The organism is Cupriavidus sp. 291-E7, assembly GCF_057798835.1.
In genome coordinates this window covers 154,846-175,524 of the sequence record NZ_JBYOJV010000014.1, presented here as the reverse complement: position 1 = coordinate 175,524, position 20,679 = coordinate 154,846, and the positions used below count along the sequence as shown (strand labels likewise).

Annotated in this window: 21 protein-coding genes; 15 read left to right on the top strand and 6 right to left on the bottom strand. The window is 63.9% G+C overall.

Annotation, left to right across the window (positions count from 1 at the left end):
• The first annotated feature begins 7 nt into the window (after nt 1-7).
• Nucleotides 8-946 carry an SPFH domain-containing protein gene (locus AC3FLX_RS23440; RefSeq protein ID WP_488699719.1) on the top strand — a complete coding sequence of 313 codons (939 nt, stop codon included), beginning with the start codon at nt 8-10 and terminating at the stop codon, nt 944-946.
• Between the two features lie 60 nt (nt 947-1,006).
• Here AC3FLX_RS23440 and smpB read toward each other — a convergent pair whose 3' ends face one another.
• Nucleotides 1,007-1,456: an SsrA-binding protein SmpB gene (gene smpB, locus AC3FLX_RS23435; protein ID WP_488699718.1), complete on the bottom strand. Its 450-nt coding sequence runs from the start codon at nt 1,454-1,456 to the stop codon at nt 1,007-1,009.
• A gap of 186 nt (nt 1,457-1,642) precedes the next feature.
• Between smpB and AC3FLX_RS23430 the strand changes: the two genes are divergently transcribed.
• Both AC3FLX_RS23430 and AC3FLX_RS23425 read left to right on the top strand, forming a co-directional pair.
• The gene (locus tag AC3FLX_RS23430) at nt 1,643-2,077 is read left to right on the top strand and encodes a type II toxin-antitoxin system RatA family toxin (RefSeq protein ID WP_488699717.1); all 435 of its coding nucleotides are present in this window, start codon (nt 1,643-1,645) and stop codon (nt 2,075-2,077) included.
• Nucleotides 2,067-2,429 carry an RnfH family protein gene (locus AC3FLX_RS23425; RefSeq protein ID WP_488699716.1) on the top strand — a complete coding sequence of 121 codons (363 nt, stop codon included), beginning with the start codon at nt 2,067-2,069 and terminating at the stop codon, nt 2,427-2,429. The genes AC3FLX_RS23430 and AC3FLX_RS23425 overlap by 11 nt, the downstream gene beginning before the upstream one ends.
• A 27-nt stretch (nt 2,430-2,456) precedes the next feature.
• Here the strand turns inward: AC3FLX_RS23425 and AC3FLX_RS23420 are convergent, their stop codons facing one another.
• Nucleotides 2,457-3,011 carry a DUF4124 domain-containing protein gene (locus tag AC3FLX_RS23420; protein WP_488699715.1) on the bottom strand — a complete coding sequence of 185 codons (555 nt, stop codon included), beginning with the start codon at nt 3,009-3,011 and terminating at the stop codon, nt 2,457-2,459.
• Between the two features lie 93 nt (nt 3,012-3,104).
• Nucleotides 3,105-4,070: a DMT family transporter gene (locus AC3FLX_RS23415; protein WP_488699714.1), complete on the bottom strand. Its 966-nt coding sequence runs from the start codon at nt 4,068-4,070 to the stop codon at nt 3,105-3,107.
• Between the two features lie 117 nt (nt 4,071-4,187).
• On the opposite strand from AC3FLX_RS23415, the gene guaB reads away from it, so the two are divergent.
• The 3 genes from guaB (at nt 4,188) to guaA (ending at nt 8,001) form a co-directional block, all read left to right on the top strand.
• Entirely contained in the window at nt 4,188-5,651 is a 1,464-nt protein-coding gene (gene guaB / locus AC3FLX_RS23410) for an IMP dehydrogenase (RefSeq protein ID WP_488699713.1), read from the top strand.
• Between the two features lie 81 nt (nt 5,652-5,732).
• Nucleotides 5,733-6,407, top strand: a complete 675-nt coding sequence (locus AC3FLX_RS23405) for a hypothetical protein (protein ID WP_488699712.1) — start codon at nt 5,733-5,735, stop codon at nt 6,405-6,407.
• A complete protein-coding gene (gene guaA / locus AC3FLX_RS23400; protein ID WP_488699711.1) occupies nt 6,382-8,001 on the top strand; it encodes a glutamine-hydrolyzing GMP synthase in 1,620 nt (539 codons plus the stop codon). The genes AC3FLX_RS23405 and guaA overlap by 26 nt, the downstream gene beginning before the upstream one ends.
• 92 nt (nt 8,002-8,093) lie before the next feature.
• Here the strand turns inward: guaA and AC3FLX_RS23395 are convergent, their stop codons facing one another.
• Nucleotides 8,094-9,269, bottom strand: coding sequence for a GGDEF domain-containing protein (locus tag AC3FLX_RS23395; protein WP_488699710.1), 1,176 nt, complete (start codon nt 9,267-9,269; stop codon nt 8,094-8,096).
• A 272-nt stretch (nt 9,270-9,541) separates the two neighbouring features.
• Between AC3FLX_RS23395 and AC3FLX_RS23390 the strand changes: the two genes are divergently transcribed.
• Nucleotides 9,542-10,051 (top strand): DUF1993 domain-containing protein, encoded by a 510-nt coding sequence (locus AC3FLX_RS23390; RefSeq protein WP_488699709.1) that lies wholly within the window; start codon nt 9,542-9,544, stop codon nt 10,049-10,051.
• A 70-nt stretch (nt 10,052-10,121) separates the two neighbouring features.
• Here the strand turns inward: AC3FLX_RS23390 and AC3FLX_RS23385 are convergent, their stop codons facing one another.
• Nucleotides 10,122-11,330, bottom strand: a complete 1,209-nt coding sequence (locus AC3FLX_RS23385; RefSeq protein WP_488699708.1) for an MFS transporter — start codon at nt 11,328-11,330, stop codon at nt 10,122-10,124.
• 235 nt (nt 11,331-11,565) lie between these two features.
• Here AC3FLX_RS23385 and queE point away from each other — a divergent pair, with 235 nt between their 5' ends.
• From queE to creD, 8 genes are all read left to right on the top strand, one after another.
• Nucleotides 11,566-12,201 (top strand): 7-carboxy-7-deazaguanine synthase, encoded by a 636-nt coding sequence (queE, locus tag AC3FLX_RS23380; protein WP_488699707.1) that lies wholly within the window; start codon nt 11,566-11,568, stop codon nt 12,199-12,201.
• 3 nt (nt 12,202-12,204) lie between these two features.
• On the top strand, nt 12,205-12,681 hold the full coding sequence (locus AC3FLX_RS23375) for a 6-pyruvoyl trahydropterin synthase family protein (protein ID WP_488699706.1): 477 nt from the start codon (nt 12,205-12,207) through the stop codon (nt 12,679-12,681).
• Nucleotides 12,682-12,688: 7 nt separating this feature from the next.
• Entirely contained in the window at nt 12,689-13,240 is a 552-nt protein-coding gene (gene tadA / locus AC3FLX_RS23370) for a tRNA adenosine(34) deaminase TadA (protein WP_488699704.1), read from the top strand.
• Nucleotides 13,241-13,285: 45 nt separating this feature from the next.
• A complete protein-coding gene (ldcA, locus tag AC3FLX_RS23365) occupies nt 13,286-14,206 on the top strand; it encodes a muramoyltetrapeptide carboxypeptidase (protein WP_488699703.1) in 921 nt (306 codons plus the stop codon).
• Nucleotides 14,207-14,365: 159 nt separating this feature from the next.
• Nucleotides 14,366-15,988, top strand: coding sequence for an ABC-F family ATPase (locus AC3FLX_RS23360; protein ID WP_488699702.1), 1,623 nt, complete (start codon nt 14,366-14,368; stop codon nt 15,986-15,988).
• 277 nt (nt 15,989-16,265) lie between these two features.
• Nucleotides 16,266-16,967, top strand: coding sequence for a two-component system response regulator CreB (gene creB, locus AC3FLX_RS23355; RefSeq protein ID WP_488699701.1), 702 nt, complete (start codon nt 16,266-16,268; stop codon nt 16,965-16,967).
• A 21-nt stretch (nt 16,968-16,988) separates the two neighbouring features.
• The gene (creC, locus tag AC3FLX_RS23350; RefSeq protein WP_488699700.1) at nt 16,989-18,419 is read left to right on the top strand and encodes a two-component system sensor histidine kinase CreC; all 1,431 of its coding nucleotides are present in this window, start codon (nt 16,989-16,991) and stop codon (nt 18,417-18,419) included.
• 114 nt (nt 18,420-18,533) lie between these two features.
• Nucleotides 18,534-19,907, top strand: a complete 1,374-nt coding sequence (creD, locus tag AC3FLX_RS23345; protein WP_488699699.1) for a cell envelope integrity protein CreD — start codon at nt 18,534-18,536, stop codon at nt 19,905-19,907.
• Between the two features lie 69 nt (nt 19,908-19,976).
• Here the strand turns inward: creD and AC3FLX_RS23340 are convergent, their stop codons facing one another.
• Complete coding sequence (locus AC3FLX_RS23340) at nt 19,977-20,651, bottom strand: hypothetical protein (RefSeq protein ID WP_488699698.1); 675 nt, start codon at nt 20,649-20,651, stop codon at nt 19,977-19,979.
• Nucleotides 20,652-20,679: the final 28 nt, after the last annotated feature.

Genomic DNA, 20,679 nt, shown 5'->3' with positions numbered 1-20,679 from the left:
GTCGTACATGCTTGCCTATCAGCTCGGTCTGTTTCCGCTGATCCTGCTTATTGCCGCCATCGTGTTGATTGCGAAGGCCGTCAAGATCGTGCCGCAGCAGCACGCCTGGGTGCTGGAGCGTCTGGGGCGCTACCACGCGACGCTGACGCCGGGGCTGTCGATCGTCGTGCCGTTCATCGATCGCGTGGCCTACAAGCACATCCTCAAGGAAATTCCCCTGGATGTGCCGAGCCAGGTGTGTATCACAAAGGACAACACGCAGCTGCAAGTCGACGGCGTGCTGTACTTTCAGGTGACCGACCCGATGAAGGCGTCATACGGGTCGAGCAATTTTGTCGTGGCCATCACGCAGCTCTCGCAGACCACCCTGCGGTCGGTGATCGGCAAGCTCGAACTGGACAAGACCTTCGAGGAACGCGAGTTCATCAACCACAGCGTCGTCAACGCCTTGGATGAAGCCGCCGCCAACTGGGGCGTCAAGGTGTTGCGCTACGAGATCAAGGACCTGACGCCACCCAAGGAGATCCTGCATGCGATGCAGGCGCAGATCACGGCAGAACGCGAGAAGCGGGCGCTGATTGCGGCGTCCGAGGGCAAACGCCAGGAGCAGATCAACCTGGCGTCCGGTGCGCGGGAGGCCGCGATTCAGAAGTCCGAGGGCGAGAAGCAGGCGGCGATCAATACGGCGCAGGGCGAGGCAGCTGCGATTCTGGCGGTGGCGGAAGCCAATGCTCAGGCTATCGCGAAAATCGGCCACGCGATTCGAAGCGACGGCGGTACGGAAGCGGTCAACCTGAAGGTGGCGGAGGAGTATGTCGCGGCGTTCGGGAATCTGGCCAAGCACGGCAATACGCTGATCGTACCGGGCAATCTGGGCGAAATGAGCTCGATGATTGCGTCCGCGCTGCAGATTGTGAAAGGTCAGAAGGCCGAGAAGGCGATCTGATTCGTCCTGATTTGCCCGTTGGGTAGCGGGAACAAGAACGGAGGCCGAAGCCTCCGTTTTTTATTCCTTCTCGCTCTTCATCAGGCGCGCTTTTTCGCGCTGCCAGTCGCGGTTCTTTTCGGTCTCGCGCTTGTCGAACTGCTTCTTGCCCTTGCCGAGACCTATCTCGCATTTCACGCGGCCGCGTGTGTAGTGCAGGTTTAGCGGCACCAACGTGTAGCCGCGTTGCTCGACCTTGCCAATCAGTTTCTTGATTTCGTCGGCATTGAGCAGCAGCTTCCGGGTGCGCACCGGGTCGGGATTGACGTGCGTGGAGGCGCTTTGCAGCGGGCTGATGTGCGCGCCGATCAGGAACATCTCGGCATTGCGTATCACGACGTAACCTTCCTTGATCTGGACGCGATTGGCGCGGATCGCCTTGACTTCCCAGCCTTCCAGCACGATCCCGGCCTCATAGCGTTCTTCGATGAAGTAGTCGAAAAAGGCCTTCTTGTTGTCAGCGATCGTCATGCGGGAGGTGATTTCCTAAAATATGGTCCGGCGCGGCCTGGCAGGGCGGCGGCGGGAAGGGTGCACAGCAACATGGCTGCGGCCGCGCACGCCAGGGCGTGCCGTGTTCGCGGCTGTCGGCTAAAATCCTGATTTTAGCAAACCGCTCCCGCCCGGCCCAGTCCCGAGCGCCCGCTATCCGTATACATGGCAGACGTCCATAAATCCGTCCTGCTCGGCTTCTCGGCCGAACAGATGTACGACCTGGTCACTCGCGTGGAGGACTATCCCAAGTTCCTGCCGTGGTGTGGCGGCGTGGAGGTCTTCGAGCAGACCGATTCGCTGCTCGATGCCAAGATCTATATCCATTTCAGCGGCATCAAGCAGTACTTTCACACGCGCAATACCCAGGAGCGTCCGACACGCATTGATATGACGTTCGCCGACGGACCTTTCAAGACCTTCAATGGGTCCTGGCGATTCACGCCGTTGCGCGCCGACGCCTGCAAGATCGAATTCCACCTGCATTACGAGTTTTCGAGCGTGCTCCTTGAGAAAATCATCGGCCCAGCGTTCAGCGTGATTGCGAATACGTTTGTCGATGCTTTTGTCAAACGTGCCGAGGTGGTTTATGCCGAGTAGCGTTGAGGCGCCTGGCGCCGTGCGCGTCTCGGTCTGCTACGCGCTTCCCGACGCCGTTTTCCTGAAAGAAGTGGTGGTCCCGGCTGGCACTACCATTCTTGCCGCGATCCAGTCCAGCGGGCTGATCGAGGCGTATCGAGAGGTGGACCCCACGACGATGCGCGTAGGTGTCTACGGCAAACTCAAGACGCTGGATACCGTGGTGCGTGATGGCGACCGGGTGGAGGTCTATCGCATTCTGACCGCGGATCCCAAGACGGCGCGGCGCAAACGGGTGCAAAAAACCCGGGCAACGGGTTTGCGCGAGGGTCAGAAATGGTTGCGCCGTGGGGGCGGCGGGCAGGGTACCTGATGGTCCTGCCCCATGCGTATGCGCTGTTCAGCTGCTGCAGTGCTGGTTGATTGAGTCGTTCGTGCGGGACAGCTCGGCGGCGCGTTCCTCGTCATTCAGGCGAACCGCGGCGCCATCGGCGCCCGCGCGCGATACGCGCATGCCGGAGCTCAGGCCCGTCGCGTAATTGCGCATTTGCTGGCACCGTTCGTCGCGCGCCAGTTGCTCACGCTCCTTGGTGGCGGCTTCCACGTCGGCCTTGAGGCGGGCATCCCGGCGTTCGCGGAAAGAATCGTCGGCATCCGCCGGCTTATCGGATGTGGCCTTGGCGCTGACGGTCTGCATGCGTGGTGCGCCGGCAGGCGTCGCCTTGGCATCCCCCTTCACCTCGGCCTTGGCTGCGTCCGACTCCACGGGCCGATACGCGCCAACAGCGCGGCCCGGCGCGGACAGGATGGCGCGCTCCGGGATGGTTGGGGGCGGTGGAACATCGCTATAAACCGTGCGCCCGTTGGCGTCCTTCCATTGCCACTGGGAGAAGGCGGTGCCGGGAATGGCCAGGCTGGCGGCAATCAGCAGGTACAGCGCGGACGATCGTTTCATGGCGAAGGCGTGAACAGGTCGAGCGGGTTGTGTGGGCATCAGACGCCAGTGGGGTTGACTTTCGATGTGACCCCTGCGGCATTGCCCGCTAGTCTACTGAGACTTGTCCGTCGCATGCAAGCGCACGGACCAGGCCACGCCAGCCATCAGCAACACGATGGCCGCGATTTCCAGCGGCCGTGGCCAGCGGTGGTCGAACACAAACCCGTATGCCAGCGCGAACAGCGTCTCAAAAACGATCATCTGGCCAGACAGCGTCAGCGGCAGGCGGCGGCTCGAAATGTTCCAGAGGTTGTTGCCAATTAGCGACGCTCCCAGCGCCACGGCGGCATTGACGGTCCAGAACCACTGCCATTCACGGCCCGTACCCGGCGCCGTCAGCACGTCACCAAAGGCGAGCCAGCCGACCGCCGCCAGCACCAGCGACACCAGGCCGGTCGACAGTCCATAGAGCGCTGACCACTCATTGCCGCTGAAATGGGGGTGGCGTTGCAGGTAGCGGGCGTTGTCCACGGCGTAGAGCGTCCAGCAGACCAGTGCGCCGGCCGCGCACAGCACGCCGGCGAGTTTCTGCCAGACGGGCCGGATCGCAGCGCCGGCAGCCACCGTGCCATGCGCACCGCCACCGCCGCCACCGAACAGATCGATATTGATGCAGGCGATGCCGGCGGCCACCACCAGCAGGGGCAGCACCAGCCGGCGCAATGGCACGGCGCCACGGTCGCGGCGGCCCATCAGCGTGACCGAGATGGGCAGGATGCCAATGATCAGCGAGGTCGGGCCCACGCCGGCCAGTTGCACGCCGAACGCCAGCAGGACGTAGTAGAGCAGGTTGCCCGTGAAGGCCTGGCGCAGCAGGGCCACGCAATCCGATCGCGTGAGCTTGCGCGCAATGCGGCGCATCAGCGGCAAAGCCGCGACAAGCGCCACCACCCCGTAAGCCAGGTAGCGGCCGATCGCCAGTTCCCACGGAGAAAACGCCGGCAGCAGTTTGGGGGCGATAAACACCATCCCCCAGAACGCTCCCGCCAGCAGGCCGCACAACACGCCAATTCCCATGTGGATTCCGAATGCCTTGCTTGAAAAAGGAGGCCGAGAATAGCAAACGACTTGCAAGAACGCATCAGCAAATCCTGCATTCCTGTATAATCTGCTTTTGCGCCTAGAGGATTCGCTATGCGTCTTGTCCAGAAAGCACTCACATTCGATGACGTGCTGCTCGTCCCGGCCTATTCGGCCGTCCTGCCCCGGGATGTTTCCCTCCGCACCAGCCTGACCCGTTCGATCGAACTCAATATTCCGCTGCTGTCCGCTGCTATGGATACAGTGACGGAAGCCCGCTTGGCCATTGCAATGGCGCAGGCAGGCGGTATCGGTATCGTCCACAAGAACCTGAAGCCCGCCGACCAGGCGCGTGAAGTGGCGCGCGTGAAGCGCTACGAGTCGGGTGTACTGCGTGATCCGATCACCATTTCGCCGGACATGAAAGTGCGCGATGTGATCGCGCTGTCGCAGCAGCACGGCATTTCGGGCTTCCCGGTGCTCGAAGGCAAGACGGTAGTCGGCATCATCACCAATCGTGACCTGCGTTTCGAGGAAGAACTCGACGCACCGGTGCGCGCCAAGATGACCCCGCGCGAAAAGCTCGTGACCGTGGCCGAAGGCGCGCCGCTGGACGAAGCCAAACGCCTGATGAACCGCCACCGCCTGGAGCGTGTGCTGGTGGTCAACGGCGCGTTCGAACTGCGTGGCCTGATCACGGTGAAGGACATCCAGAAGGCCGTGGATAACCCGCTGGCCAGCAAGGATGCTCACGGCCAACTGCGCGTAGGCGCCGCGGTGGGTGTTGGTCCGGACAATGACGAGCGCGTGGAACTGCTGGTCAAGGCCGGCGTCGACGTGATCGTGGTCGATACGGCGCATGGCCACAGCCAGGGCGTGCTGGATCGCGTTCGCTGGGTCAAGCAGAACTTCCCGCAGGTACAGGTGATCGGCGGCAACATCGCCACCGGCGCCGCCGCGCTGGCCCTGGTCGAACATGGCGCCGACGGCGTCAAGGTCGGCATCGGCCCCGGTTCGATCTGCACCACGCGTATCGTCGCGGGTGTGGGCGTGCCCCAGATTACGGCCGTGTCGAACGTGGCCGAAGCGCTCAAGGGCACTGGCGTGCCGCTGATCGCCGATGGCGGCGTCCGCTACTCGGGCGACGTGGCCAAGGCGCTGGCCGCTGGCGCGCACACCGTCATGATGGGCGGCATGTTCTCGGGTACCGAGGAAGCCCCGGGCGAAGTGTTCCTGTTCCAGGGCCGCTCGTTCAAGAGCTACCGCGGCATGGGTTCGGTCGGTGCGATGAAGGATGGCGCCGCGGATCGTTACTTCCAGGAAGACAACACCGCCAACGTCGACAAGCTCGTGCCGGAAGGCATCGAGGGCCGCGTGGCGTACAAGGGTCCGGTGCAGGCGATCATTCACCAGCTGACCGGCGGTATCCGTGCCTCGATGGGCTATTGCGGTGCCAGCTCGATTCCGCAGTGGCATGACACGGCCGAGTTCGTGCAGATTACCGCCGCCGGCATGCGCGAATCGCACGTCCACGATGTGCAGATCACCAAGGAAGCGCCGAACTACCATATCGATTGATTTCGAAATGGTCGGTACCACGGCCGCGCCGGTTCCGTTTAGCAACGGGGCGGCGCGGCCGCGTCGTAACAAGGAGCGCCCATGAAGGTTTTGCTTCGAGCCGTGCTGTTCTTCGATGCCGTGCTCGATCTGCTGCTTGGCCTGCTGCTGCTGATGTCGCCGTTCACCACGCTGTACGCCGCGCTGCAAGTGCCGGTGCCGGAGCCGGCGCTGTTCGGCCAGTTGCTGGGCGTGGCAACGCTGGGCATGTCGTGGCTGCTGTTCACGGCCACGTTCAATGGACATATGACGGTGCCCGTGGCCCGCGTCGCCGGATTGATGAACCTGGCCAGCGCGATACTGGTTGCGGCCTGGACGCTGTTCCTGGACATGCCCGTCCAGGCGGCCGGCAAGGTCTGGTTGCTGACGCTGGCCGCGATGCTGCTGTTCTTTGCCATCGTGCAGATCCCGTCGGCAAAGAAGGTGCGGCTGCGCGAACGCGCACTGGCCGAACAGGCAAGGGCTGACCGCGAAGCGCGTGAAGCCGGTGTCTACAATTCGAATAACGTAACTGACGTAAGCGACGTGACGGACGTTGGCGAAAGCGGCACTGGCCGCCCGGTCCGCCCGGCTACGTCCCCCGCATCCCCCGAATACCGGCGCGAGCCGGTCATCACGCCGCCGCCTGGCTATGGCCCGGGCACGGAGGTGATGCCCGAACCCGATCCGGACGCACTGCCCACTGCCAATCATGCACGACAAAATCCTCATTCTTGATTTCGGTTCGCAAGTCACGCAGCTGATCGCGCGCCGCGTTCGCGAAGCACACGTCTACTGCGAGATCCATCCGAACGACGTTACTGACGAATTCGTGCGCGAGTACGCGCCGAAGGGCGTCATCCTGTCCGGCAGCCATGCCAGCACCTACGAGGACCACCAGCTGCGCGCCCCGCAGGCCGTGTGGGATCTCGGCGTGCCCGTGCTGGGCATCTGCTACGGCATGCAGACGATGGCCGTGCAACTGGGCGGCAAGGTGGAGTGGAGCGATTCGCGCGAATTCGGCTATGCCGAAGTGCGGGCCCACGGCCACACGAACCTGCTGAAGGGTATCGAGGACTTCTCCACGCCCGAAGGCCACGGCATGCTCAAGGTCTGGATGAGCCACGGTGACAAGGTCACCGCGCTGCCGGACGGCTTCAAGCTGATGGCCTCCACGCCGAGCTGCCCGATCGCCGGCATGGCCGACGAGGCCCGCGGCTACTACGCCGTGCAGTTCCACCCGGAAGTCACGCACACGTCGAAGGGCCGCGAGATGCTCGAGCGCTTCGTGCTGGAGATCTGCGGCACCAAGGCTGACTGGGTCATGCGCGACCACATCGCCGAAGCCGTGGCAAAGATCCGCGAGCAGGTGGGCGATGAAGAGGTGATCCTGGGTCTGTCTGGCGGTGTCGATTCGTCGGTGGCCGCGGCGCTGATCCATCGCGCCATCGGCGACCAGCTGACCTGCGTGTTCGTCGACCACGGCCTGCTGCGTCTGGACGAAGGCAAGATGGTGATGGAGATGTTCGCGGGCCGCCTGCATGCGAAGGTCGTTCACATCGACGCTTCGGAGCAGTTCCTTGGCCATCTGACGGGCGTTACCGACCCGGAGCAGAAGCGCAAGATCATTGGCCGCGAATTCGTGGAAGTTTTCCAGGCCGAGGCGAAGAAGCTGACCAACGCCAAGTGGCTGGCGCAGGGCACGATCTACCCGGACGTGGTGGAATCGGGCGGCACCAAGACCAAGAAGGCGACCACGATCAAGAGCCACCACAACGTGGGCGGCCTGCCGGAAACGCTGGGTCTGAAGCTGCTGGAACCGCTGCGCGACCTGTTCAAGGACGAAGTGCGCGAGTTGGGCGTGGCGCTGGGCCTGCCGCCGGAAATGGTCTACCGCCATCCGTTCCCTGGCCCGGGCCTGGGCGTGCGTATCCTGGGCGAAGTCAAGCGCGACTATGCAGACCTGCTGCGCCGCGCCGACGCGATCTTTATCGAGGAACTGCGCAAGACCATCGCCACGGAGCAGGATGCTGCCGCCGGCATGTGCGAGCCGCATCAGGTTGGCAAGAGCTGGTACGACCTGACGAGCCAGGCTTTTGCGGTGTTCCTGCCGGTGAAGTCGGTGGGCGTGATGGGCGATGGCCGCACGTACGACTACGTGGTGGCGCTGCGTGCCGTGCAAACGACGGACTTCATGACCGCACACTGGGCACACCTGCCGTATTCGCTGCTGGGCCGCTGCTCGAACCGCATCATCAATGAGGTGCGTGGCCTGAATCGCGTGGTGTACGACGTGTCGGGCAAGCCGCCTGCCACGATCGAGTGGGAATAATCGAACGCCCGATGTCGTTCACATGCAAGGCGCCCCTGGGGCGCCTTGTTTTTTGCCCGTGGCAGTCGACCACGGCGCATGACGGCTGAACGTCAAGCGACCACCGCCGGCGCTTCAGCGGCCGTTACCTCCAGCCGGTTGCCCCCCAACGCCTTGGCGCGATACAGCGCCCGATCCGCCGCGGCAAGCCCGTCGCCCAGGGTAGGCACGCCATCCTCATACTGGGCCAGGCCGATACTGACCGTCGCCGGAATGCCGACACTGCCGATCCGGCTGGAGATATTCTCGGCAAATTGTCGTGCCACGGTTTCCCCGAGGGTCTTGGCCCGGCTGGCGTCGTCGCCGGAAAGCAGGGCAGCGAATTCCTCCCCGCCGATCCGTGCAAGCAACGTCTCGGGCCCCATCACGCGCCGGGCGATGGCCGCGAACGACTTCAGTACCTCGTCACCCGTCTGATGACCGTAGCGGTCGTTGATGGCCTTGAACTGGTCGAGGTCGAAAGCCAGCACGGCAATCGGCCCGCGTCGCGCGTCGGCGCCGAGGATGCGATTGCCTTGTTCGAAAAACCACCGGCGGTTGCCAAGGCGTGTCAGGTAATCGGTCTGCGATTCCTTCAGCAGCTGACCGTGGGTTTCCTCCCGAATCAGCTTCAGGATGGTCATCGGCAGGATCACCGAATACAGCACGCCCTCGTACATCGTGATCTTGCTGGCCATCGACTGGATCGCCGGCCCATACGCGCTCACGATCGACGGCAGGATGAAGGCACGGCCGACATAGAGCAGCGCGTGGATCCCGGTGACAGCCACGACGATATGCCGCGCGAAGAACGGCTTCATGGCATCACAGCGCAGCATTTCGCGCGTTGTCATGGCGCTGACGAGTGCGATCGGGAACGCGCTGATGTGGTTCCAGACCAGGTCCTGCCAACGAGCGCCGGATACGGCCCATACCAATGCCATGCCAGCGATCACGACGGCGGCACTGACGCGATACCGCCTGCCGCTTAGTGCGGCAACGCCGTTAAGAACCAGGAAGTAGCCACAGAGCATGACCAGGTTGCAGATCGCCGAGCCGATTGCGCCCGGCACGGCGCGGCGGAACAACACGCCCGCACAAGCGAGCGCCAGCGTGGTAAATCCCGCTGCGAGTATGCGCAGCGCCTTGCTGTGCCTGGGGTTGGCACGATGCTCCCAGAACATCATGCCGGCACTGGCAAGTAGAGTTCCGATCGCAAGTAGGTAAAGGGTGAGGAGATCGACGTACATCCAAATGTAAAGACAATGCGCCGATGCATCGGATCGGCTGTCGAATTCTACGTTGGAATTACGGTAGGTCGAAGGTGGTTTCAAAGATCTGCCGATGGCGTCCCGGTGCCTTTTTCAGCAGGCTTGGCGCTGCCAACGCCTTGCCAAGCAGTCCAGACCGTTCCGGTCTATGCTCTCGGCTGCGACACCGGCAGGCGTTATCGCATGGCTATCAGGCGCCGCCGGACGACGCAGACGCGCAAGACATTCCACGACCCATCCAAGGAACCCTCATGGCCCTCTCGATGTACGACGTATCGATCCCGGTGTTCATCCGGGCGTTGACGAACCTGTCCGCCATTCTCGAAAAAGGCGCGGCTCATGCGAAAGGCCAGGGCACGGACGCCGCGGAGCTGATCCAGACGCGACTGATCGCCGATATGGATCCCCTGTCTGCCCAGATCCAGCGTGCCAGCGATTCGGCCAAGGGTTGCGCTGCGCGACTGGCAGGCGTCGATATTCCCTCGTACCCGGATACCGAAGCGACGTTTCCCGAGTTGCAGGAACGGATCACCAAGACGATCGGCTTTCTGAAGGCGATCCGTCCCGAACAGCTCGAAGGCAGCGAAACGCGCGTGGTCGAACTGAAGCTGCGTGGCGGCCCGGTGACGTTCGATGGCAAGAGCTATCTGCTCGGGTTTGCGCTGCCGAACTTCTACTTCCACGTGACGACCGCGTACGACATCCTGCGCCATAAGGGCGTGCAGATCGGCAAGCTGGACTACCTGGGCGTGCCGCGCTGATTGACGCACTTGCCGCGATACAAAAACGGGCCAATCGGCCTGTTTTTTCATGCTGCGCGCACCGGCGGATTTAGTGCTGGAGGGCGCTGGCAGGCATGCCGCCAGCACGAACATCGATGCCCGCGGCGCGATCGAGCCGGCCGCTCAGTTCGGTCAGACCCCATGCCACCAGCACGACCAGGGCGCCAATCCACGGCGTCTGCATCAGGCCGAAGTGCTCGACGATGAGACCCCCCGCCCAGGCGGCACCGGCGATGCCGAGGTTGAACGCGGCAATGTTGAGGCCCGATGCCACGTCGATGGCCTGTGGCGTGTGATGCTCGGCCTGCTTCACGACGTAGACCTGCAGGCCGGGCACGTTACCGAAGGCAACGGCACCCCAGGCCAGGACGGTGGCCACCACCAGCCAGCGATGCGGCGCGGTGAACGTCAGTACGAACAGCACGGCGGCCAGCAGCAGGAAGACGATGCGCAACGCGGCAATCGGTCCGTGCCGGTCCGCCAGGCGGCCACCCCAGATATTGCCGATGGCCACCGACACCCCATAAACCAGCATCACCAGGCTGACGGCGCCAGCGCTGAAGCCAGAGACGTCTTGCAGGATCGGCGCCAGGAACGTGAAGGGAATGAACGAGCCGCCGTAGCCGATGGCCGTCTTTGCGTACACCAGCAACAGCCGGGGTTCGGCCAGCACTCGCGCCTGCTGCAACAGCGAAGCCGGTGCCTTGTGCGGGATCGATGACGGCACGAACAGCAGGCTCCCGACGAAGGCGATCACGCCCAGCGCGGAGACGGCCAGGAACGTTTCACGCCAGCCGAAATGCTGGCCGATGAAAGTACCCAGCGGCACGCCGGTGACCAGTGCGACGGTCAGGCCGGTGAACATGATCGCGATGGCGCTGGCGGCCTTGTCCCTGGGCACCAGGCTCGTGGCGATCGTCGATCCGATCGAGAAGAACACACCATGCGCCAGGCCGGTCAGCACGCGGGCAGCCACCAGTGATTCGTAGCTCGGTGCCTGCCAGGCCAGCAGGTTGCCGGCGGTGAACAGTGCCATCAGCGACAGCAGCAATGCCTTGCGTGGCAGGCGTCCGGTCAGGGCGGTCAGTACTGGTGCGCCAATCGCCACGCCCAGTGCGTAGAGACTGACGAGCAGTCCCGCGGACGGCACGCTGATGTGCAGGTCGGCGGCAATGGTGGGAATCAGGCCGACGATCACGAATTCGGTTGTTCCGATGGCAAAGGCGCTGATTGTGAGCGCCAGCAGGGCAATGGGCATGAGATGCTCCGGTATTCAGATTGGAGCGCAGTGTGCCAGTGCATTTGTTGCCGAAAAAGCGCGTGATGAACAGAAGATATTTGATTAAAAATCAAGAGATGGCGGGTGGTCGGCCCTGAAGTCGGGGTCTTAGCGGAAACCCTAGGTTCTTGATACAATCGCCGGTTGCTCACGCCTCGGCTATTGCCTATTTTTTGAGCAGGAACTTCCCACGCATCACAAACGTCGCATACGCATGACTTACGCCGTCAAGGAAATCTTCTATACGCTGCAGGGCGAAGGCGCCAACGCCGGCCGCGCCGCGGTGTTCTGCCGTTTCTCGGGTTGCAACCTGTGGACCGGCCGTGAGGAAGATCGTGCCCGCGCGGTATGCCAGTTCTGCGATACGGATTTCGTGGGCACCGACGGCACGCGCGGCGGCAAATACAAGACGGCCGACGAGCTGGCGGCCGTGGTCGCGTCCGAATGGCCGCAAGGCGCTGGCGGCAAGCCGCTGGTGGTGTGCACGGGCGGTGAGCCGCTGCTGCAGCTCGATGGGCCGCTGATCGACGCGCTGCATGCGCAAGGCTTCGAGATCGCCATCGAGACCAATGGCACGATCGCGGTGCCCGACGGTATCGACTGGGTTTGCGTGAGCCCGAAGATGGGCTCGGAGCTCGTGGTGAAGAAGGGCGACGAACTCAAGGTTGTGATTCCGCAGGAAGGCCAGGACTTTGCGGCATACGAGCAACTGGATTTCCAATATTTCCTGGTGCAGGCAATGGACGGCCCGCTGGCGCGGCAGAATACGGCCGCGGCGGTTGATTTCTGCCAGCGGCATCCGCGCTGGCGCCTGTCGCTGCAGACCCACAAGCTGCTGGGCATTCGCTGACACATGAGCAAACAAGTTTCCATCACGCGCCGGCTGGAATTCGACGCCGGCCACCGCATCCCCAGCCACGGCGGCCAGTGCCGCAACATCCACGGCCATCGTTATCGCCTGGATTTGACGCTGTCCGGCGAAGTCCTGCGTCAGGAAGGCGCCTCCGACGACGGCATGATCCTTGACTTCGGCGACATCAAATCGCTGGCCAACGAGCATCTGGTGTCGAAGTGGGACCATGCGTTCCTGATCTACCGTGGCGATACCGCGCTGCTGAACTTCCTGCAGTCGATGGATAACCACAAGACCGTGGTCATCGATAGCATCCCGACCGTCGAAAATCTGGCGCAGGAAGCGTTCGACATCCTTGCGCCCGTGTTCAAGGACTGCTTCGGCCATCACCTTCAGCTGACGAAGCTCGTGTTGTTCGAAACGCCGAACTGCTGGGCCGAAGTCAGCGCGCCGCTGTCGCTGCCGGCGCAGGACTGATCCACCCATGTCCGGCACGCCGATGTTCGACGACGATGCCGCGCGCGACCGCTTCTACATGACGGCCGCGCTGGAAGAAGCGCGCCTGGCCGAAGCGGCCGGCGAGGTGCCCGTCGGCGCGGTGGTGGTCTGGAACGACCAGATCATCGCGCGCGGCCATAACCTGCCGATCCGCTCCGTCGATCCGTCCGCGCATGCGGAAATGCAGGCGTTACGCGCGGCCGCGAAGATACTGGGCAACTACCGCATGCCCGAGTGCGAGCTATACGTGACGCTGGAGCCGTGCGCCATGTGCAGCGGCGCCATTCTTCATGCCCGGCTCAAGCACGTGGTGTTTGGCGCCACCGACCCGAAGACCGGCGCCGCCGGCAGCGTGGTCGACCTCTTCGCGCAGGCCACGCTCAATCACCAGACCACACTGACACGTGGCGTGCTGGCCGACGAATGCGGACAGATGCTGCGCGATTTCTTTGGCGCCCGCCGCCGCGCACAGAAGGCTGCGCAGAAGGCCGCAAGGGAAGAGCAGGGCACGCCGCCCTCGCCACCGCCAGCCGATTAGGCGAGAATCAGTGCTTCCGAGTCGACGCATAGATCCATCCGAAGCATGAGCCAGCCCATCGAAGTCCGCCTGATTGCCTCTTCCGGTTACCCGCACGACGTGGCCATTGCCGCGCGCGGCTGCGCCTGGCTCAAGCATCACGGTTACCACGTCGGCAATCCAGACGTCCTGGCGCGCCGCTATCTGCGTTTCGGCGGCACCGATGCGGAACGGCTGGCCGACCTGCATGCCATCGGCACGGGTCCCTCCCGTGAGCTGACCCTCGCGGTGCGCGGTGGCTACGGATTGGCCCGGCTGCTCGACAAGATCGATTTCACGCGCATTGCCGACCAGGCCCGCGCCAGCGGCACGCCGATCGTCGGCCATAGTGATTTCACGGCGTTCCAGCTGGCCTATCTGGCTGCCACTGGCGGTGTGACGTTTGCCGGCCCCATGCTCCTGGCTGACTTTGGCGAGGAACACGTCGATCCGTTCATGTGGGAGCACTTCGAGGCCATCCTGCGCAATCCGGCTTACCGGATCGAGGTGGCGGCGCCGCAGACGGGCGTTTCCGGGGCGGTGGAGGGCGTGCTCTGGGGTGGCAACCTGGCCATGCTCTGCAGCCTGCTCGGCACGCCGTACATGCCCAGGGTGGATGGCGGCATCCTGTTCCTGGAAGACATCAACGAGCCGCCGTACCGCGTGGAACGCATGCTGCTGCAACTGCTGCAGGCGGGCGTGCTGGCGACGCAGCAGGCCATCGTGCTCGGTGATTTCTCGAACTACCGTACCACCGACTACGACAACGGCTACAACATGGACGCCGTATTCGACTATATGCGCGACCTGCTGCGCATTCCGGTGCTGACGGGCCTGCCATTCGGCCACTGCCCGCGCAAGCTGACGCTGCCCGTGGGCGCGCAGGCGCGGCTGGAATCCAGTGGCGACGGCTTCACGCTGGCATTGTCGGGATACCCCACGCTCTAACGGTACACGGCTGACGGAGGCTCCCGCGAGTGGTAAAATCGCGGGTTATTTCCTCATTTTCGCTGCGCCGGGCACGCCAATCAGGTGCGTGCCGCGAAAAACCGGCCGCCAGCAGGTGGTGCCCACAGGGCGCTCCCACATTCCAGACAAGGTTCAGACGTGCTTTCTACCGCAAACATCACCATGCAGTTCGGCCCCAAGCCGTTGTTCGAGAACATCTCGGTCAAGTTCGGCGAGGGCAACCGCTACGGCCTGATCGGCGCGAACGGATGCGGCAAGTCCACCTTCATGAAGATTCTGGGTGCCGATCTGGAACAGTCGGCGGGCACCGTCATGCTGGAGCCGGGCATCCGCCTGGGCAAGCTGCGCCAGGACCAGTTCGCGTATGAAGACAACCGCGTGCTCGACGTGGTGATGATGGGCCACACCGAAATGTGGGCCGCCGCCAGCGAGCGTGACGCCATCTACGCGAACCCCGAGGCCACCGACGAGGATTACATGAAGGCGGCCGACCTCGAAGCCAAGTACGCTGAGTACGACGGCTACACGGCCGAAGCGCGTGCCGGCGAGCTGCTGCTGGGCGTCGGTATCCCGACCGACCAGCACCAGGGTCCGATGAGCGATATCGCGCCGGGCTGGAAGCTGCGTGTGCTGCTGGCGCAGGCGCTGTTCTCGAATCCGGACGTCCTGCTGCTGGACGAGCCGACCAACAACCTGGACATCAACACGATCCGCTGGCTGGAAGACGTGCTCAACGAGCGCAACTCCACCATGATCATCATCTCCCACGACCGCCACTTCCTGAACTCCGTGTGCACGCACATGGCCGACATGGACTACGGCACGCTGAAGGTCTACCCGGGCAACTACGACGACTACATGCAGGCGTCGATGCAGGCGCGCGAGCGCCAGATGGCCGCCAACGCGCGCGCCAAGGAACGCATCACCGAACTGCAGGACTTCGTGCGCCGCTTCTCGGCCAACAAGTCGAAGGCCCGCCAGGCCACGTCGCGCGCCAAGCAGATCGACAAGATCAAGGTCGAGGACATCAAGCCGTCCTCGCGCCAGAACCCGTTCGTGCGTTTCGAGTTCGAAAAGAAGCTGCACAACCTGGCCGTGGAAGCCGACAGCGTCACCAAGACGTACGACCGCAAGATCATCAACAACCTGTCGATGGCGGTGCAGGCCGGCGAGCGCGTGGCGATCATCGGCGAGAACGGCGCGGGCAAGACCACGCTGCTGCGCAGCCTGCTGAACAACGTGGTGGAAACCGGCGTGCAGCGCGGCGTGGAAGTGGACCGTGGCACGATCAAGTGGGCGGAAAACGCCAACGTTGGCTACATGCCGCAGGACACGTACGAGGAATTCCCGAAGGACGTGAACGTGATGGACTGGATGAGCCAGTGGACGCAGGCCGGCGACGACGACCAGTCGCTGCGCGGCACGCTGGGCCGTCTGCTGTTCTCGGCCGACGACATCAAGAAGAACGTCAAGGTGCTGTCCGGCGGTGAGAAGGGCCGCATGATCTGGGGCAAGCTGATGCTGGGCCGCCATAACGTGCTGGCAATGGACGAGCCGACCAACCACATGGACATGGAGTCGATCGAATCGCTGCAGATCGCACTGGACAAGTTCCCCGGCACGCTGATCTTCGTCTCGCACGACCGTGAACTGATCAACGGCCTGGCGACGCGCGTGATCGAAGTGCGCACCGACGGCACGATCACCGACTATCTGGGTACGTACGACGAGTACCTGGCTTCGCAAGGCATCGAAGCCTGATCGGTTGTGGTTTATCCCCTTTCCCGCGCTAGCGGGAGAGGGGAGTATCTCCCGCATCCCGCGTCCCGCCCCCCGTCTTCCCTTCACACCCGCCTCACCGTCCCTTCACTGATCGCCGCGATACTGGCCGCTCCATGCCACCGGAGCCCGACCATGAGACGCCTTCGCCCGATCGACATCCAGGCATTTCTTCGCCGCGTCCGCCAGTTACTGGATGTGCCCGAACCGCAGCGCGATGGCGGATAATACGCAGCGCCAACTCAGCCGTGCCGCGTCCATGAAACAACCGTCCATTCTGGTGGTGGAAGACGAGTCCGCCATTGCCGACACTATCCTCTATGCCCTGCGTACCGACGGCATGCAGGCCGAGCATTGCGTGCTCGGGGGCGACGCCCTGTCGCGGCTGCGTACGCAACGGCCCGATCTGGTGGTGCTCGACGTGGGTCTGCCAGACATCAACGGCTTCGAGGTTTGCCGTACCCTGCGCACGTTTTCAGACGTTCCGGTGATATTCCTGACCGCGCGCCACGAGGAAATCGACCGCATCGTTGGGCTGGAAATCGGTGCCGACGACTACGTGGTCAAACCGTTTTCGCCAAGGGAACTGGCAGCGCGGGTGAGGGTGATTTTGCGGCGCGCCCGCGCGGGTGCGACGACGTCCGCTGAGTCCGTGGCGGTGCCAGCCACGCCCGCGACCGGCTTCCATCACGATGCCGATGGCGCGCGGCTGTCCTATCAGGGCAAATGGCTGGAACTGACCCGTTACGAATATCGGTTGCTGGCGCTGCTGGTGCAGCATCCGGGGCGCATTTACGCCAGGGCGCAACTGATGGATCTGGTCTGGCACGATGCGCTCGATACCGTCGACCGCACGGTCGACACGCATATCAAGACCCTGCGCGCGAAGCTGCGCGAGGTGGACCCAGTGGGCGACCCGATCCGCACGCATCGCGGCATGGGTTATTCGCTCGAAGCCTGAGCGATCTGACGCCCGCCATCCATGCACATCGGTCTGCGCATCTTCTTTGGGTTTTTCCTGGTGGTCGGGCTGGCCGCCTTCCTGACGCTGCGCGTGTTTGTCCAGGAGGTCAAGCCGGGCGTGCGCCAGGCGATGGAGGATACGCTGGTGGACACCGCCAACGTTCTGGCCGTGCTGGCCGCCGACGATTTCAAGAGTGGCCATCTAGCGGACGGTAACTTCGCCCGGCGGCTCGCGCGTCTGCAGGACAGCCCCGTCGACGCCAGCGTCTGGGGCATGCACAAGGGCGCGATCGGGTACCGCATCTACATCACCGACGACCGTGGCATCGTGCGCTTCGACTCCACCGGCGAGGCGCTGGGGGCCGATTATTCGCGCTGGAACGACGTCTACCGGACGTTGCAGGGCAAATATGGCGCGCGTAGTACGCGTTCGGACCCCAATGATGAAAACAGCACGGTGATGTATGTGGCGGCGCCTATCCGCGATGGCGACCGCATCGTCGGCGTGCTGACCGTGGCCAAGCCCAATCAGACGGTCGCGCCGTTCATCGCGCGCAGCCAGGGCAAGATCCTGACCTACGGCCTGCTGCTGATTGGCGGCGCGGCAGTGATTGGCGTGGTCTGCACCTTGTGGCTCGTTTTCGGCCTGCGCAAGTTGCAGCGCTATGCGCGATCGGTGGCGGCTGGCGAGCGCGCGGAGATGCCGCTGCGTGGCGCCAGCGAGCTGGCCGAACTGGGTCGCGCGGTGGAGACCATGCGGCTGCGGCTGGAAGACAAGCAGTACGTGGAGCACTACATCCACACGCTCACGCACGAGATGAAAAGCCCGCTCGCGGCTATCGGCGGCGCGGCGGAACTGTTGCAGGAAGACATGCCCGCGGCGGATCGCCAGCGCTTTGTCGGCAATATCCGTGGCCAGGCGCAACGGCTTGACGAGTTGATTCGCAAGCTGCTGACACTGGCCGAGGTCGAGCAGCGCCAGCAACTGGAAAAGCGCGAGCCGGTGCGGATTGCCGACGAGATCGGCAATCTGGTCGCGGACCTGGAGCCGCGTGCTCGTCAGCGCGGGGTGACGCTGCACTGGCAGCCGCCATCGGCGGCATCGTGCGTGGTGAAGGGCGACGTGTTCCTGTTGCGGCAGGCGATTGTCAACCTGCTGGAGAACGCGCTGGATTTCGCGCCGTCCGGCACGGTGATCGACGTGGGCCTGGCGCGGTCGGGCGACAGGATCGCCGTGACCGTCGAGGATCACGGGCCAGGTATTCCCGATTTTGCGAGCGCGCGGGTGTTCGAGCGTTTCTACTCGCTGCCACGACCCGGCGGCGATCGCAGCACCGGGCTGGGGCTTTGCCTTGTCAGGGAGGTCGCGCTGTTGCACCACGGAGCGGCCAGCGTTGGCAATCGGGCGGGCGGTGGCGCCCGTGCCGAACTCGTGCTGCCGGCTGCCTGACGGCCGCCTCACTGACGGTCGCCTCACGATCGCTTCACCGTCACTTCATGCCGGCCACGCGCGCCGCACACAGTCGGACCCGAGTCTTGCCGCATCTCCACTCGCAAGACTGTCATGAACAAGGCCCTGTTTTACCGAATCGTCATCATTGCCGGCGTGATCCTGATGCTGTGGATCGCCCTGCAGATGGTGCTTGGTATCGTCCGTGAGCGCAGCCAGTACCGCGACGGCGCCGAACGCAGCATCTGGCAAAGCTATGCCGGCCCGCAGACGCTGAGCGGCCCGATCATTGTCGTGCCGTACAAGGAAGTGCTCGCCGTGGCGGACGCCGTACCGCCGCGGAACCGCGAGGAAAGCCGGCGCTTGCTGGCGTTTCCGAAGACGCTGCAGGTCCAGGCGCAATTGACGCCCGGCGAACGCTACCGGGGCATTCACAAGGCAATCGTTTATGAAACGGCCACCCAGTGGTCTGGCACGATCGCGCTGCCGGACCTGAAGTCCGCCGATGACATGCCCAAGTCTCCCGGCCACGTCCGCTTTGAGATGGGGCAGCCCTATGTGGTGCTTGGCGTGGGCGACATGCGCGGCCTGATCTCGCAGCCCGTGCTGCAACTGGGCGGCAAATCCATTCCGCTGGAGCAGGGCACCCGGCTCGAAAGCCTGCCGCAGGGTTTGCATGCGCGGATCGACGCAAGCGGCGCGGCGGGCAAGCCGCTGGATGCGCGCGTCGTTCCGTTCAGCCTGACGCTGTCGGTGCTGGGCGCGAGGTCGATGGCGCTGGCGCCCGTGGCGGACCACAACCAGTTCACGATGCGCTCGCCGTGGCCGCATCCGAGTTTCGACGGTGACTTCCTGCCGCGCCAACGTACCGTGAAAAACGATGGCTTTGTCGCGGAGTGGTCCGTTACCGCGTTCAATACCCGTGTGCGCGACCAGCTGGCCGGCAATCCCGGGCCGGGCAATCTGCTGACAATGCAGGCGGCGTCCGTCACGCTGATGGAGCCCGTCAACATCTATGTCAAAGCCGAGCGCGCCGTGAAATACGGGCTGCTGTTCGTGCTGCTGACGTTCGCCGGTCTCTATATGTTCGAACTCGTCAAGACGCTGCGCATCCATCCGGTGCAGTACCTGCTGGCGGGGCTGGCACTGGCGCTGTTCTTCCTGCTGCTGGTGAGCCTTTCGGAACATGCGCCATTCCTGGTCGCGTACCTGACGGCCAGCGCTGGTTGCATCGGACTGCTGGGCTTCTACCTGACATTCGTGCTGCGCAGCTGGCAACGGGGCGCGGGCTTTGCGGCACTGCTGACGGCGCTGTACGGCGCGCTCTACGGCCTGCTGGTGTCCGAGGACAACGCGCTGGTGCTGGGATCGCTGCTGCTGTTCGTTATGCTGGCCTGCATCATGGCCATCACGCGCAAGGTGGATTGGTACACGGTGGGGAATGCTGTGGGAAATGCGGCGCAGTCGAATGAGGAGTCGGCTGTCTAGCGGTGCGGTCGGCGGGTTTTCTTCCCTGTCCCGTGGCCGGGACAGGGGCAAGACTGGGCTTCCAGGCGTCTACCGGGCCGGTGCCACGCCCATTTCCGCCAGCAGGTCGTCGAGCTGGTCGATGATCGCGTGGGCGGTGATTTCGCCCTTGGCTTTCTGCAGCGCGGCGCCAAGCGTGTCGCGCAGCGCGGCCAGTTCCACCACTGTGGCGGCCTTTTCCACCTTGACCTGCAGCACGTAGCCGCGCAGCCCCAGGTGGTTGCCGATTACGTCGGTATAGAAGTGATAGAGCCGCTGGTAGCCGTCCGCGCCGGCAGAGGCCGGTGCGGTGCCCGAAGCGGCCGGCGCCAGGGCGGGCGCGATCGTGGTATCGGCCAGGACGTCCCGGTCATCGACCCGATCATCGATACCTTTGCCGCCCGCCGAGTTGAAGCCCGAATACGCGGCAAACAGGTTGGTGTCGGTTGGCTTGGCCGGCTTGGCCGTCGCGGCCGGCCGGGCGGCGGCGGGTGCCGATACCGGCTTGGCGGGGTCGGCCTGCGGCTCGATCATGCCAAGCGCCAGCAGCGTATCGAATGCCTCCTCGGCCACGCCCAGACCCGCCACTTGCGCCAGCAATGCCGATTTGGTCCGTTCCCCATTCACGATCAGCAATAGCGCGCGCACCTTTTGGTCCAGCTTGCGCGCGCGCGTGCGGATTTCCTCCTGACCAGCCTCCGTCTTGTGATAGATCGGATCGACCATGTCTCGCTCCTTTGTTATGGATCGGCCG